Annotated in this window: 13 protein-coding genes; 5 read left to right on the top strand and 8 right to left on the bottom strand. The window is 59.1% G+C overall.

Features of this window, described 5'->3' with window-relative positions; genetic code table 11:
- Nucleotides 1-418: 418 nt before the first annotated feature.
- From FVF58_RS49660 to FVF58_RS49645, 4 genes are all read left to right on the top strand, one after another.
- Nucleotides 419-1240 (top strand): SAM-dependent methyltransferase, encoded by an 822-nt coding sequence (locus tag FVF58_RS49660; protein ID WP_149676789.1) that lies wholly within the window; start codon nt 419-421, stop codon nt 1238-1240.
- A gap of 579 nt (nt 1241-1819) precedes the next feature.
- Nucleotides 1820-2017: a hypothetical protein gene (locus FVF58_RS52190; RefSeq protein ID WP_188131219.1), complete on the top strand. Its 198-nt coding sequence runs from the start codon at nt 1820-1822 to the stop codon at nt 2015-2017.
- Between the two features lie 210 nt (nt 2018-2227).
- Nucleotides 2228-2815: a histidine kinase dimerization/phospho-acceptor domain-containing protein gene (locus tag FVF58_RS49650; protein WP_281291365.1), complete on the top strand. Its 588-nt coding sequence runs from the start codon at nt 2228-2230 to the stop codon at nt 2813-2815.
- Nucleotides 2775-3173, top strand: a complete 399-nt coding sequence (locus FVF58_RS49645) for a sensor histidine kinase (protein ID WP_188131218.1) — start codon at nt 2775-2777, stop codon at nt 3171-3173. The genes FVF58_RS49650 and FVF58_RS49645 overlap by 41 nt, the downstream gene beginning before the upstream one ends.
- 98 nt (nt 3174-3271) lie before the next feature.
- Here FVF58_RS49645 and FVF58_RS49640 read toward each other — a convergent pair whose 3' ends face one another.
- The 4 genes from FVF58_RS49640 to FVF58_RS49620 all read right to left on the bottom strand — a co-directional run bounded on the left by FVF58_RS49640 (nt 3272) and on the right by FVF58_RS49620 (nt 6850).
- A complete protein-coding gene (locus FVF58_RS49640; RefSeq protein ID WP_149676786.1) occupies nt 3272-3682 on the bottom strand; it encodes a response regulator in 411 nt (136 codons plus the stop codon).
- Nucleotides 3683-4059: 377 nt separating this feature from the next.
- Nucleotides 4060-4395: a hypothetical protein gene (locus FVF58_RS55165; protein ID WP_149676785.1), complete on the bottom strand. Its 336-nt coding sequence runs from the start codon at nt 4393-4395 to the stop codon at nt 4060-4062.
- A gap of 197 nt (nt 4396-4592) precedes the next feature.
- A complete protein-coding gene (locus tag FVF58_RS49625; protein WP_149676784.1) occupies nt 4593-5009 on the bottom strand; it encodes a hypothetical protein in 417 nt (138 codons plus the stop codon).
- 1559 nt (nt 5010-6568) lie between these two features.
- Entirely contained in the window at nt 6569-6850 is a 282-nt protein-coding gene (locus tag FVF58_RS49620; RefSeq protein WP_149676783.1) for a hypothetical protein, read from the bottom strand.
- Between the two features lie 1894 nt (nt 6851-8744).
- Between FVF58_RS49620 and FVF58_RS49615 the strand changes: the two genes are divergently transcribed.
- Nucleotides 8745-9320 carry a BPSL1445 family SYLF domain-containing lipoprotein gene (locus tag FVF58_RS49615; RefSeq protein ID WP_149676782.1) on the top strand — a complete coding sequence of 192 codons (576 nt, stop codon included), beginning with the start codon at nt 8745-8747 and terminating at the stop codon, nt 9318-9320.
- A gap of 783 nt (nt 9321-10103) precedes the next feature.
- On the opposite strand, the gene cydB is transcribed toward FVF58_RS49615, so the two are convergent.
- The 4 genes from cydB to FVF58_RS49595 all read right to left on the bottom strand — a co-directional run bounded on the left by cydB (nt 10104) and on the right by FVF58_RS49595 (nt 14544).
- Nucleotides 10104-11111 (bottom strand): cytochrome d ubiquinol oxidase subunit II, encoded by a 1008-nt coding sequence (gene cydB / locus FVF58_RS49610; protein ID WP_149676781.1) that lies wholly within the window; start codon nt 11109-11111, stop codon nt 10104-10106.
- The gene (locus FVF58_RS49605) at nt 11108-12517 is read right to left on the bottom strand and encodes a cytochrome ubiquinol oxidase subunit I (RefSeq protein WP_149676780.1); all 1410 of its coding nucleotides are present in this window, start codon (nt 12515-12517) and stop codon (nt 11108-11110) included. The genes cydB and FVF58_RS49605 overlap by 4 nt, the downstream gene beginning before the upstream one ends.
- 504 nt (nt 12518-13021) lie before the next feature.
- On the bottom strand, nt 13022-13741 hold the full coding sequence (locus tag FVF58_RS49600) for an RNA-binding protein (protein WP_188131217.1): 720 nt from the start codon (nt 13739-13741) through the stop codon (nt 13022-13024).
- On the bottom strand, nt 13738-14544 hold the full coding sequence (locus FVF58_RS49595) for a DUF2092 domain-containing protein (RefSeq protein ID WP_246217589.1): 807 nt from the start codon (nt 14542-14544) through the stop codon (nt 13738-13740). The genes FVF58_RS49600 and FVF58_RS49595 overlap by 4 nt, the downstream gene beginning before the upstream one ends.
- Between the last annotated feature and the right edge of the window lie 394 nt (nt 14545-14938).

Here is a 14938-nt window from a genome sequence, read left to right as displayed (position 1 = left end):
CTCGCACCAGTGGGTTGTCGGTCATCGCGGCGCTGCTACCCACGTTATAGCTCGTCGCCATTGTGAAATCGTTTCTTCAGGAACACCGTACCCGGCACGGGTTTGGGAAGCTGAGTATTCGTTGACGAGCGCAAGCGCACCCGCGGACTCGAAGCTAAAACGGCAAACGTCCAGGCGTTTGGGTCGACTTATTCGTAGTCCACGGGTGCATGTTCCGCCTGCACTGGCAGCGAGCTGCCAGTGCAACCAGTATCAGCGAAGGCGGAACGGACCATCTATACCGGGTCGACTCCTGCCCGACACGGACCAATCAATGGCGGCCCACTCCGCCAGTTCAACGTCGGACCGGGTACAGCGAGAAGCACTATGATTTAACGTGCCGCTGCTCAGATAATTTTGCTGCCATTTGGAGCTCCATATGACTGCTCCTGAACACTCATCGGCCGAAGGATACGACCCTCTGTATGCGGCGTTCGATTCGCCGTTGATGAGACAGTTGCGTCAGGAGGCTTACGGGGAGGACATCGGGCAGCACTCGTGGGTCACCGCTGAAGAGCTTCGATCTGACGTGGGCCGACTCTCGCTCACCACGTCTAGCAGACTCCTGGACGCCGGGTGCGGCCCTTGCGGGCCGTTGGTCTTCGCGGTCAAGTCGACCGGCTGCATGGGCACCGGACTGGACGTGAGTGCATCTGCAGTTGCGTCAGGGCGCGCAAGAGCTTCGGCCGCCGGCGTTCAAGACTGTGTTGCGCTCTTCGAAGCCGATCTGAACCTGCCGGTTCCGTTCGACGGTTCATCATTCGATGCTGTCATCTCCTTGGATGTCATAGTTCATCTTCGTAACCGAAAGTCGTTTTTTCATGAGATGGCGAGACTGTTGGCACCAACCGGAAGATTCCTGCTTACTGATGCGGGCGTCATCACCGGACCGATCTCGAATGAGGAGGTCGAGCGACGAAGTATCAACGGATACACCCAGTTCGTGCCTTCAGGACTCAATGAAAATCTGCTCGAAGCTGCTGGCTTTCGGCTAATTGATCAAGAGGACAGAACACACAGCGTTCTCCTGAACGCGAGCGGAAGACTGAGAGCCATGCTCGCCCACCGCGCGGAGATCGAGGGCTCGGACGGGAAGGAGGCATTTGCGCGGCAACAACGGTATGTCGAAACCGTCGTTGCGCTCGCGGAGCGACGAGCCTTGTCTCGAATCATGTACTGCGCTGAGTTGGCGAAGGTATGACCGCGGATATCGGCCGATTGCACGGGGACTGACGGTCCGCTTTACCGCGACAGTGACCGACTGCAATGGGGTCGACCGCTGCCCGACGCGGCCGATCAATGGCCGACCATGCCGGCCGTTCTATGTCGGACCGGGCTCGGCCAGGAACGGCCGTTCGGCATCGCTTCGCGGATCGCAAACAATCCCCTGGCGGATACCTAACTTCTCTATCTATGTTTCCCGACCCTTTGCTGGCCCAAAGCAGAAAGTCCTCGCTCGAATCATCAACAACTGCGGAAAAATGTCCGCTTCTAGACTGGTGTATAGGCCAGCCAGGGAAACATCATGCGGCGCGTGATCGTCCGGAGATCGCCGGTGCACGCCTTCAGGCCAGAACGACCTGACTCAAGGGAGTTTCTCAGGCTTGGAGGGAGCCATGTTTGAAGACATTGTCGGGTTGCCTTTGCTGACAGACGCGCACAGGTCGGTGCATCGCTGCTACCTCGCAGTCAGCGACGTGGCATCCCTTTCGTTGCAAGGGGACTGGCTCAGCAATGACCAGCTTGTGGAGCCACCCGTATCCGGCTGCAACGGAACGCGTTGACGGCAACCTGGCTGGAGCGGATTGAAGTTGTCGCCGAGGCGCGTGAAATCGCGCGCGCGGTCGTGGAGCAGGAACTCAACGATGAAGGCGATGCGCGGCCCGAGCAGCTATTTACTTCTGCAATCACGGTTCAATACGCATCTCCCCTTGTTGCCAAAATCTGGAGGCGATGTAACAGCGCACTCTCAAATTGACACGCGGATTCGTTCCAGGCACAGATCGAAGATGGAACCGGACACGTACAAGGGATACAGCATTTGGGGCCACGCGATTCCTCAGCATGACGGCTATGCGGCGAGCGGAACCATCACGAAGGGTACGAAACTCGTGGAGAGCTCGGGTGTGCTCGCGCCGTGTAGAACAGAAGATGAAGCACGAAGCATTGGCGTCATTGCGTACCGCTCCTGAATACCTATCGCCCGTTCGACGACAGCCTGTGCGGCGTTACCCTCGCGATGGGCAAGCCTGAACTGTTCAAGACGCCGCAGCGCTACTTTGCTTCCATCGAGGCCGTGTCGCCACCCGTCGTCGAGGCCCTGCTCGTGCCCATTCCCGTCCGGGATGGGCCTTGGGGCGCAATCTGGGTCATGTCACATGATGAGCAACGGCGATTTGACGGGGAAGACCTGCGGCTGCTGAAGAGCCTTGCCGATTTCACTGGCGCGGCCATGCAGGTAGCCCGCGTCCAGGCGTTGGCAGAAAAACGGGCAACTGAAGCGGAAAAGGCGCAGGCAGCATTGCGCGGAGCCGAAGAGCGTACCCACGAGTTTATCGCCACGCTCAGCCACGAACTCAGAAACCCAATCGCCCCCGTTCTGTCGTCGCTTGAAATCCTGCGTCGCGTCGGCACCAGTGCCAGTGCGGGCGAAAAAGCGCTGGAAGTAGCCGGGCGTCAGATGAATCGTCTCCACCGCCTCGTGGACGATTTGCTTGATGCCTCACGAATCCGACATGGTGCGTTTAACCCAGGTGTTGGCGAACCTGCTGACTAACGCAGCGAAATACTCTCCGGACGGCAGCCAAATCGCGTTGTCTGTCGTTGCAACGCCACCCGGAAACACACAGGTCCCGGGCAGTGTGATTTTTACAGTATCTGACAACGGCTATGGGATTCCCCCGGAAAAACTACCCTATGTCTTTGACATGTTCGCGCAATTACGTGCTGGTTCGTCGGCCGATTCCGGCCTCGGCATCGGACTTGCCCTGGTGAGGTATCTGGTGGAATGTCATGGGGGCAGCGTCTCAATCGAAAGCGGCGGTTTCCGAACGGGTACGACCGTGACGGCATCCCTTCCCGTCATTGAACAACTCGCCGACGTCTCGGCACCTCCGATGAGGGCGAGCGCCTGATAGCTCCCGCCATGCGATACACCTGGCGAACAGGTTGACCAAATCGCAGCGCCCTCGCAGAAGGACGTGATGACCATACCAGTTGTCGCGTTTCGAGTTCAGGGCTGTACTGGCCGCGTCCTGCGCGTCTTGAGCAGGCATGCAATGACTTCAGTGAGACGAGCTATCGGCGTCGGTTTCCTTAAGAGGACATCCCATAATCGTTCGCCTGGTTGAGGTGGCTGCGCAGCCGAGAGCATGACGACAGGAATGTCGGCCGTCGCTGTGTCGGCTTTCAGCCAGCGGCAGAGCGCAACGCCGTCCACACTGGGCATCATCCAGTCGGTCACAATGAGGTCGGGTTGGTCGTCTTCGGTGACGGACTCAGCGGCTTTTCCGTCGAGCGCGGTGAGCACACGATATCCCTCAGCCTCCAGAAGTATCCGAAGCGGGCGGAGGGTTTTCGGGTCATCGTCAACCAGGAGAATTGTAGCCACAGCGACCTGGGGTGATGCGGAAGGTAACTTCATTCTGAAGCAATATACGTTCCCACGCGATGCGGCCCGTTGCCAGCAGGCCCGGTTACGCATGGACCGGTCATGCCACGGGCAGCAGCCCGCGATGAGTTGGTACGTTTTGCGCACCTGTACCCGAATCTTCAACGAGGCGCAATTTCACGCACGCGTCTTCTGTGACAGCAAAATCATGCAGCATATCGTCTGTCACCTCTGCAACCGGCAGTTGGTCCTCTGCGAGCAATGCTTTGATGCCATCAAGGTCTTCGCTTCGCGCGCAACGTATTTTCATAATCGGTGTTGTCTTTGTCGCTTTTGGAAGCGGTGTCAGGCCGCCCTAGTATGCCAAGGAAGTGTTTGGCAAGGACTACGCATTCCTGCCGCGACACGAGCTACTCAGATTCGAGAAAATTGAGCGTGTTGCCCGTGTGTTCGTTGGACTTGGTGTCGAAGGGATTCGTCTCACGAGCGGCGGGGCGTTGCTGCGCTAAGACCTCGAGCATCTTGTCGCCCGGGCATGATGTTCCGACGTCAGTCTGACCCGGATGCTGAAATTCGGCTGGTCCACCAGAACGGGTCGTGAATCGTTGCTGCTGGAACCTCTTTCCAATTGGCAGACTGGTCCGTCCGATGTCGGCATGAGGGTCGATGCTGTGTTGACGTCCATACTCGGTCAAAATGACCCTCGTGTTCGGACATTGCACGAAATCTTCAACGGATTTTCCCATGTGAATTTCGCACATCCGTGACATCAAGCGAGTCCGCATTCCCGGTGGCTCGTCTCAAACTCCGAAGGAGCTAAAGGACCAACACAACATTGGCTACAGGGCATCCGTTTGCGGAAAATCGACATAGGCCTCATTGTATCTGGCGTACGCAAGCCCTTTAGGGAGAAACGCGAGACATTCCTGAGCGCAAACCCGCTTTAGCCCTCTAGTGAAAACGGTGAGCCGCCAGTGTTTTCCTCGAACCACAGAAACGCGTCTTCAACGCTAATAAAGCTGACCCGCTCGCGCACGGCCTTGAGCGTTCTGACTTGCTCCTTAATGTCGGGAGGTGGGCTGCCATACGCATTGAGTACTGCTTTTCCCGCTAGTACCCGTTCCAGTCTCCCGTTCTCCAGCGCGAGCGTAACCTTGAAAAAGCCGCGCGAGATAGTGTTGTTTGTCAGGCTGTCGTCCGCGACGATGACTTGTACCGAGGTATCCGAGTCGGCAGCATCACCCCACAGGGTCGCGGTATCGGTCAAATCCGTGCCGATAAGTTCGCCAGCACGGGAATAGCCGTCATGCACGCTGGTGACAGTGTTGTGAATCGGGTCGATGAGGAACGATACATCCACAAGCGTCTCTCCGTCAGGCCAGAGGCTATGCGGTCCATAATTCACGCTGAAGCTGCGCGCGAAACCGTGCCGGCTGGCAGCGCGTTGCTCTGGCACACTGGCCGTCCGGGTCGAACACAGCTTCCGCGATACCTACGCTGGTTGAATCTCGTACAAATTGCGTGAACATTGCTGACGCCAATACGACATTGACCCACGCGCCGACATCGGACTGACCAGTCTTCCAAATGGAAAAATGTTTAGGCTGCAACGATTCACGGGCCGTCTGCTGGTCCAGCCGAATCTCGGCGTCCGGTTCGAACTGAGGTCGGCGACAACATCCATGCTCATCATGCGGACGACGCCCTCCAGAGATACCCAGGCTACTGGCTCTCCGGCGGGCGCGGGGCGCAGCGTCGCAGGGGGAGCGAGCTCGGACGATAAGTCGCGACGACATGCGCGCCGGCTACGCTCCGGCTCAATGGCCGTGATAGATGTCGCATGAAGTTCTCGAAACGCAGGAAGGCGGACGCATACTGCCTGCCGCTGCGCTCCCAATGGCCTGAACTCCGCCATACGACGTGTCAGTGCCCGGCTGCGCTTGCACTTGCCCCTTCTGCATCGTTGGTTGCGTGGACGGCGGCGCTGATTGCGGTGCACTCTGGGCGCGGGCCATTCCTCCGACTGCGAACAGGCAAACAGCGCCCGTCGCCAATACAAGTTTTGAGTTCATCTCATCTCCTTGATTCATGTGCAAGGTGCTTGAGACCTTTGCTCCTTGCTGATTTCCGTTTTCCGCTCCCCGAAGCGACATTCAGCGTCGAATACCGGCGCCTTTTGCGCGAGCGAATCCAGAGTCTGCGTCTGGCACGCACTGTGCGAGAAGCTGAACCCGTTTGATGACTGTTTGGACAATAACGCGAAGTGGGTACCACGCGAGGCAGGCCGGCGCAATAAAGACGCTGGGGACAGGACGTCGTGAGTCCGTTGGCCAATAGAAACCGTGCTACAGCTACGTTATAGGTCTGTAAGACCGGAATTGACAAGGCAATCGCGAAGCGGCAAACCTGGTGCAATCCACGGCCGCGTTGCGCTTTCTTACCCAAGTGCGTACGAACAGACTGTGTTGTACGCCGTCTGGAGAAAACATGTGCTCCATCAGTAACTGGTCACCCTTCGACGCAAAGCAACCCGTCGAGTCAGCCATCCGCGCCGAAAGGAGCTTGAGCACGGAGTTACAACAGTGGTCAGCTCTGAAACGGAGCAAAGACCACGGCTCACTATTCTCGATGTGTGTGAGAACTCCCGACACCCGCCGCCCTCGAATAGCGAACTGCAAAATCCAGCACATGCCAGCTCCTCTGTCTGTCGTGCATTTTGTAACAACACCGACAGAAGTGCCTAGGCCGGTCCCGGTGCTGCCACAGGAATCGCAATACGTCAAAGTCTCCCTGAAGCCCGCGCGTCAAGGGCGATAAGTTGCTCTAACCGTTTTGCAAGCGGGTCTTGCTTCTCGCCTGACAGTTGGTGTTGGCCAGCCGAGGGCCGAACCGCGCAGGGCACCGGGACAACTCGCCCCATTAGTTTGGATAAGGGGGGCGGTCAGCTGGCTCGGCGCCAAGCAACCGCAACAGCACCTTCCCGCCTACGGTCAGCGCGAGCGTGGCGTCGCCGTCATCTGACGCGATGAGATGGACTAGCCCCGCTGCTTGCAGGGCGATGACGTCCGGCGTTACTGTGTTCGTCTCGGCCGACGCATTGCGCAGGCGCAAGAGCGTCGCGAGCTCCTGCGCGCTCAGCGTCACGGGGCGCCTATGAGCACGATGCCTCGAAGCGCTGCCGTCATAGTCTTTTGCTTCCATGACCGTGTCATCCCTGCAAGTTGTGTTATGGAGTCCAAACCCATCGGGCGAGCGCTGGTTTGAAAAATGAATTGTGGCCAATCCAAGCGACGATAGGGGAAAACATGCGGTTTCCCGCGTAACTTCTTGTAAGTGCTGACGCGACCAGCGCCGGCCCGCCTCCTAGAATGACAGTCTGCTTCGTTGCAGCCAACAGCACTGTTAGCGAGCGCACAAGCTGTTTATATTTGCCTCCGAGAAGCTCGCACGACCGCCGCCAAAATCGTGTGCGGCTCGTCCGGCAAAAGTTGCAGGTCGAGCTGCACACAGGCGCTCGAACGCCTGCTAAAGCAGTGACTTGTTCAATTTTCCTGATATCTGCCTTGCTTCGCGTCCTCGAGCCCTACGAGCGTGCTGTCGCCACCCGTGCGCCTTACCTCTAGAACAGAGCCACCCCTTAGTCTCCAACGCCCCTTAAGCGAGTTCTTCCTTCCACGTTGAATTTCTCGCCCACGACGCTTTCCTGAGCCCGCATGTTGCACGCCGGCGTTGGGCCGCACGTTGTTTTTCCATCCAACGCAGTGAAAGGCCCGGCGATTTCCTGATGGCTTACAACACCGTGAAGTCGGTGACCCCCTTCGGTCAGCACGAATCTAACGTCGATGATGGTGGAAGCGATGGGAGCGGGAAACGTAATGTGCATGACGCCCGTGCGGTTCGGGAAGACGGTGTAAGTGCCTGTTTCACCCGCATCAAATCCGGTCGTCGGGTCTGTTAATCCGGGCCGTTTAAAACCGTCACTAGAGACGTAGTCAGACCGGGTGAAAGCACCTGTGCTGTTGATGTTCGTTAATTCTGCTAGCCGTGTCCACGGAATTTGCTAGCGAGAAAAAGGGCTGCAACCCCTGTCCGATAAGGCCGTACAGCCAGATTGATGGTTTTGTCACCCGTCGCGTTTCAACAACGGGTGAACGACGGGATGTCCGTTAATTTTGCTAGTGCGTTCAACGTGTTCTTTAATTTCGCTAATGCCGCTGCCGAGCGACGCAGGGACGCGTTAGCCTAAAGAAGCAGCACGCGCAGATACCGAAAGCCATTGTCGCGATCTTCGGACGAGCCCGTCCCGGTGCACGAGTGAAAAAACGTCATACAGCAGGGCACTTTTGCGATTACCCGGCGGCACCCACAGTCCTTGGGCGGATGTCCGCTATACCGTTATCGCACTGCGCGCAGTCATTCGTGACGGGCAATGAGTCCGTGTTACGGTGGAAAGGCGCGCTAGCAAAATTAAAGGACAACATTAGCGCTGCCGTGGACACAGCAAGCAGAATTAACGAACGCCAACAGGTGCGTAGCACTCCGTAGGTCCTAAATCAATCCCAGAATAGCCTTTTATAAGGCATCAGAGCCGTTTAACGGCGCGTCGTTGCCGCATTGGCCCGAGAGACAGTTAAAAGCGCCAGGCGGCGTAAGAGCCGCGCGGCGTATTGCGGTTCTGTGGATGTTTCCACACACCCTGGGTCGCTTACTATCCGTCGTCATAATGCAGGCATCGGCCAAAAGTTGCCGTTCGCGCAACACAGAAAGGCACGATTCCAACGGCCGATTCACTTCGATAGGCGAAACATGGTGGGTGCCACCGCCGATGAACTAAACTGAGTTGTACATTTTTCGCATTTCTGCGCACGCGCTGCGAACAGTATGTTTGCATCTGGCAACAGGGCACCCAGGTGTCGGCACGCGCGACGTCATCGAGATGTGTCAGTCTGAACGCAGTAACGCGTCGTCTGCGGTGTCGTGGCTCCCAGCATTGCAACCGGGCCACGCGACAAAGCAATTGTCGGTGGAATACATCTTTTTTATCCATTGCAGCAACACGGTGCGACCGTGAACCACGATGGAGGCAGAGACAACCATGCGCAGAAGAAGCTTTATACAGACTGGGACGGCCGCGCTCGCCGTTGCGGGCCTTACGCTGGCGGGCTCCCCGATGATACTAGGCGACACGCTCGCCGCCGACTCCACCTCGGTGCTGCAGCAACAAATCAACGCTAACGTCCGCGAGTCTTTAATGCGGCTATACGATGTGGTCAAACGTTCGAAGGAACTCGTCGCCAGGGCGAACGGCGTTCTCGTATTCCCAGAAGTGCTGCTGGACTCCCTCATAGACGAGGAATACGGCGAAGGCGCTTTGCATGTAGGCGGGAAGACGGCCGGCTACTACAGCATGGTGTCGGGCTCACTAGGCTTGCAGAACGAACAATCGAAGGACATCATCTTCTTGTTCATGACGCGTGACGCGCTCAACAGCTTTCGCAATTCCAAAGGCTGGTCGGTCGGTGGGTCGGTTCCGCTGCTGAAGGTTGGCGCGGACGGAGAGATTCACAAGAGAACGGCCACAGCACCTGTTGAAGCGATCGTCCTGACCAACAGCGGCCTGATGGGTGACGTGTCGGTCTCAGGCATCAATGTTTCACGCATGAAAATGTGATGACGAGCTTGCTGATCGTTCGACCGTGAAAGCAGTTGTTAAGATGGCGCGGGGGTTTAGCGTCCTGGTTGAGTCGTTGCCGTCCTTCCAACGGGAGCGAAACTGCCGTTTGTTCTGGTCGCGGGCCCGACGTCAGCAATGCAGACCAGTGCCCACCGTTGGCCGATGGTCGCGCCAACGGCAGCTTCGATCGTCACGGTCACCCGACACCCGAAAGTGCGCGCTGGCTAGCCAGGATTCCTGTATTTCGATTTTCTGTCCGTCGAGTGCGGCTAGCGTGATAACTGAAGGTATCCGAATATGCACGTTTTTTATCCAAACCCGGACGATGAAAAACTGGCCTGACCCGCCGACCTGCGCGCGTGGTTCGCCGACGCGCTCGGACGCATTCGGACAACGCTGCTGGACGCGCCACGCGTGCGACCCACCGGTGAGGTCCTAATCAATTGGCAAAGCGGACAACAAATGCGCTGGTCTATGAAGGGTGCTCACTATTTACTTCAGACCCGCGTGGAAATGCTGGACGGCAAATTAGAGCAATCTTTCGGGAAGCCCTTCCCGCATTTCCGGTTGCCTGAGATGTGTCGAAATTAAGGACACTCCCCCCAATTTCATCTACTCCACCATACCGGCGTGAGCACACCAATCGGCTCGGCGACTATTGGCTGGATCTCAAGCGCCCCGTACCGCCGCTCAATCCGATCATAGAATGCGGATTTAAATCAGTAGCTTAGGCCGAGATGCGGTGGACTTTTAGCGAATCCCGGCCGCCCCCCGCTTCGGTCATTCGGATTCGTGCTGGACCTTGCCCCGAAACACCCAGTAGACGCCGGCGGTATAGAGCGCGATCACTGGCAGCACCACCACGCCTCCGTAGAACAGGAAATTCAGCGATGCCTCTGGCGCCGCGGCTTTGCCCACGGTGATGGTATACGGAACCATGTAAGGCCAGAACATCACACCAAGCGTCAGGTAGGAGGCCAGGACGAACAACACGGTGAGCGCAAACGTCAACCCGTCGCGGCGCGCTCGTGCGCTCATGACGGCGCTACCCAACGTCGCGATCGCGGCAACCGGGAAGATGAGTCCCCAGGCGCGCTCGCGCAGGTGGCTCTGCGCCACCGCGCCCGCGTCGACGGTCAGCGACACGGTGAAAGCCAGCCCAAGGAGGACGAACACGATCGCCGCGAGCCAGCCAATGCGTTTGTATGCCCAGTCGCGCAATGCGCCCTCGCTCTTGAGGACGATCCAGCCTGCGCCGAGCAGCGCATAGCCGAACACCAGACCGATACCCGTCAGCACCGCAAACGGGTGCAGCCAGTCGAACGACGTGCCTGCAAACTGCTCGTTCGCCACCGGGATGCCGCGCATAAGCGCGCCGACGGCGGCACCCTGAGCGAAGGCCACCACGGTTGACCCGAGAAAGAAGCCCGCATCCCAGAGCCTGCGCGCCCGAACGCTCCGGTAGCGAAACTCGAACGCGATGCCCCGAAAGATCAGGCCAACGAGCAGCAGCAGTACCGGCACATAGAAGGCGCCCATGAACACAACATAGACGACCGGGAAGCTCGCGAACAGGCCAGCGCCAATGACGACCAGCCAGGTCTCGTTGCCGTCCCAGAACGGCGCGATGGTGCTCATCATCTGCGAGCGGTGGCCTTCGTCACGCGTGCTGCCGAACAGAATGCCAACCCCCAGATCCAGGCCGTCCAGTACCACGTACACCAGGATGGAGACAGCAATGACCGCGGCCCAGAAGAGCGCCAGGTTGCTGGGATGCAGTTCGCTCATGGCTTGCTCCTTGCATCGGCGTCGGCTGCTGTTTCGGTCCGCGCGGCGATGGCCAGCGGCCGGCTGGCCGTGACATTGGTCAGCGCTGTGTCTTCGACGCGCGGCCCGTCGCGCAAGAGCCTGTAAATGTAGTAGATGCCGAACGAGACGAAGAGACCATAGACGACGATGTAGGTGATCAGTGAGGTCAGCACATCGCTGGTCGTCAGCGCCGGCGTGATGGCGTCCCGGGTGCGCAGCAAGCCGTACACGACCCAGGGCTGGCGACCGACTTCCGCCGTGTACCAGCCGGTGAGGATCGCTATAAAGCCAGTCGGGAACGAAAGGAACGTGGCCCATAGGAACCAGCGCGACGATTCCAGCTTCCCGCGCCAGCGCAGCAGGTTGCCCAGCCACGAAACAGCCAGCATGATGAGGCCCATGCCGACCATCAGGCGAAAGGCAAAGAATGGAATCAGTACCGGGGGGCGGTCTTCACGAGGGAACGATTCCAGTCCGACTTCGGCTGAAGTGAAATTCCCTGATGCGATGAAACTGCCTAGCCTGGGCACGGTAATGGCGTAGAGGTTGCGTTCGTTTGCTTCATCGGGAATGGCAAACAGCACCTCGTCCGCCGGCTGCTGGTTTTTCCAGCGCGCTTCAATCGCGGCGAACTTGGCTGGCTGGTGCTTCAGCACGTATTCACCCGTCAGGTGCCCAAAAAACAGCTGCACGGGTATCACCACTGCGACCAGCGCCAACCCCCAGTGGAGCATGACCCGTCCTTCGTCGCGATGCACGCCGCGCAGGAGATACCAGGCGCCCGTGGCTGCCACGCACATCGCACTGGTCAGGAAGGCAGCAAGCAACATGTGCGGCCAGCGCACCATCTGCACCGGACCGAACACGATCTGCATCCAGTTGGCGGGAACAATCTTGCCATCCACGATCGTGTGGCCGAGCGGAACCTGCATCCAGCTGTTGTTGGCGAGAATCCAGAACGACGAGAACATCGTGCCCAGCGCCACCATGCAGCAGGAAAAGAAGTAGAACCATGGCGATACGCGGTTGCGCCCGAGCAGCAAGACACCGAAGAAAGTTGCCTCGAGCATGAAGGCCGTGAAGCCCTCGTAGCCCAAAAGCGGGCCCTGGATGGAGCCGGTCTTTACCGCCAGCACGCCCCAGTTGGTGCCGAACTGGAAGGCCATCACGATGCCGGTGACCACGCCCATGCCGAAGGACACCGCGAAGATCGGCCGCCAGAAGTCGAACACTCTGCGGTACAGCGCGTTGCCGGTCACGAGCCGCGCGCCCTCGATCGTCGCCAGCCAGGCTGCCAGCCCGATGGTGAAGGCCGGGAAGATGATGTGAAAGCTGATGACGAAGCCGAACTGGACGCGCGAGAGGATGACAGGGTCAAGTTCCATGCTCACTTCCACTCAGTTGGGTTCGTGGTCCGGCATCCTGCCCGTGTCATCTATGCAATCGGTGACGAGCATGCCGTCGGCGTTGCCCCCAGTCATCGCGAACATGAATGGGCAGATGACGCATAGGTCGTCGCGATCAAGCGTTTCGCTGCCTGCGCAAACGGGAAGGAATCACCGCAGACGGTGACATGGTCGCAGGCATCCAGATTGCGTGCGACCTGCCCTCTGTTGTTGCCAGCCGAGCCCACACTCGTTCGCCCACGCGGATAGAGCGGATCCCGCTAAGGCATGAGCTTGTTCACGATCGCACGCTCGAGCCCGTGTTTCGTGTAGGGCGGATAGCAGCACGCCGGGATCAACAGTAGTGTCGCGGATTTCGCCGTTGCAAGGGCGTCAGTTTGACTGGCTACCTGACTAACCGGGCTGCTTCGCATTAATCTCCTCAGGCGTGTTGCTGCCGACTGAAAATCGATCCCGGCGCTGCCATCTACGGACGCCCATGTGTCATGGACCGGCCACTACGCGGTAGTACACCCCGTTGGCGCCGTAATACGGACTGAACCAGGTTGCGCCGCATTGGTAGTACGCCAAACCTCCGGGCGAACTGTAAGCGCATCCGGCAGGCAGCGCCGGATATATGTCATTCAGGACGTACGCGGGCCGTGCTGCGGCACCCGTAGCGACCCCAGCGGCATAGGCGTTAGCGGCGGCAGTCGCGGTATTCGCATTGGCCGCTGCTGCGCCGATCGCAGCGCCCGCCGCGACCCCAGCGACGCCTGCAGCCCATGCTCCTCCTGTATTCCACCCGCCGCAGTTGTAGCACGCTGGCGCGTAGTGATTCACGACGACCGGTGGGTGATACGCTGCGTAATACCCGCCTTGATAGTGCGCGTAGCCACCACTCGCCGTGTTGCCGTAGGCGCCCGTCGCATGCCATGAGCCCGCACCGCCTGAAGCCGTCCCGCCGCGATAGCCGGTCGCACTCCATGATCCGGGGGTACCCGCCGCGCTGCCTCCGCGGAAGCCGTTGGCGTGCCACGAGCCTGCTCCGCCCCAGGCGGTGCTGCCGCGCGGTCCCGCGTAAGCCCAGCCACCGGCGCCGCCCACCGCGTGCCCACCCCACGCCCCGGCGCGCATCCACGCATCTGCATGCCTAAGCGGTGCCGCAGCGATCGCGACGCCGCACAGACCAACGACCGCGTACCGTATTGCCTGGATGTTCATGGCGTCGCCTCGCCGGGCGCCTGAGCCTCCGGCAATATTGAATCCGGCGCTGCGAATAGCATGCGCCTCGCTTTCGCCGCGCGTGCAGCCACGAAGATGTCGGGCGAGAGTGGCGGGTCGAGTTGCCAGTCCGAGAGCTCAACGACGTGCCGATAGTTGCCCGGCTCGTCGAAGAACGTCGCACGGACCATGCGTGGCAGGTGGTCCGTTGCGCCAATCCACATTTGAACCTGGAGGGTATCGGTCGCCAGCACGATGATGTCGGTCGTGGTGTGGCCCACAACCTTCGACTGGCCGACAACAAATGCAAGCCTCAATCCGTCGGTCATGTCCCTATACGGATCAGCAACAATAAGATCGGTGAATGGGAAATAGATTGCGGCCGAATCATAAGCGGCCTTCAACATGGCATCAATCGTCGGCGGCGCATCAGATACGGCGGCCACGTTAGCCTCCGGGGAAAACGCCGTCATCACGCTGCCATCGTAGTAGAACTCGGACGGCGCTCCGTCGTACGGGGTCAGCACGCGCAGTTTGTTCGGACGTTGCAGCGTAACTCGCGAAAGTGTCGTGTAGGCCAGTGGCTGTCCGGTCCGGTCAGGGCTCTCGTATGTGGTTGTGGCCGTGAACATCATCGTCTTTGCGGCGGCGAGACGGCTGCTCATAGCCCTGAGCAAGTCAAGTGCGTGCGGCTCAACTTCGAAGCGCAAACCGAGTTCGATTTGAGGCGCTTGAACATCCGAGGCGGAGAGAGGAGGCTGTGCCTGCTGTGCTGTTGCGTCGAAAACGGATAGCAGCAGCATGCAAAGAGTGAGACTCGCTACCGATCTACGTGTTGGAAACGTCATGCCCAATATCCCGTTCGGACCAATTTTCAACGGACAAATTTGGCGTAGCAGGCACGGCCAGCCCACCTGGAGCAGTATGGGCGTGGCATGTGGGAAGGGCAATTGGACCTTGGTCCTATATCGGTGTCGCTCGCTCTCACCGCGACACATCCCAAAGCTGGCCATGCGGCCGTGATACCGTCGTCAGGCACCACCGTGTCAATGCGCAGGGTCACCTTTGTATTGCGGCACGCGATTGCGCAGCACATCGTAGATCGGCGGACAGTGCAGCATGGTGGGAACAATCATTGCAGCAAAGCACGATGTCAGCATCGGCAGGAGCAGCGTGAAATTTCCCGTCATCTCTGTA

The sequence above is a fragment of the Paraburkholderia panacisoli genome (genome assembly GCF_008369935.1).
GTDB lineage: Bacteria > Pseudomonadota > Gammaproteobacteria > Burkholderiales > Burkholderiaceae > Paraburkholderia > Paraburkholderia panacisoli.
The sequence above is the reverse complement of the archived record's forward strand: the minus strand, read 5'-3'. Positions and strand labels throughout refer to the sequence as shown.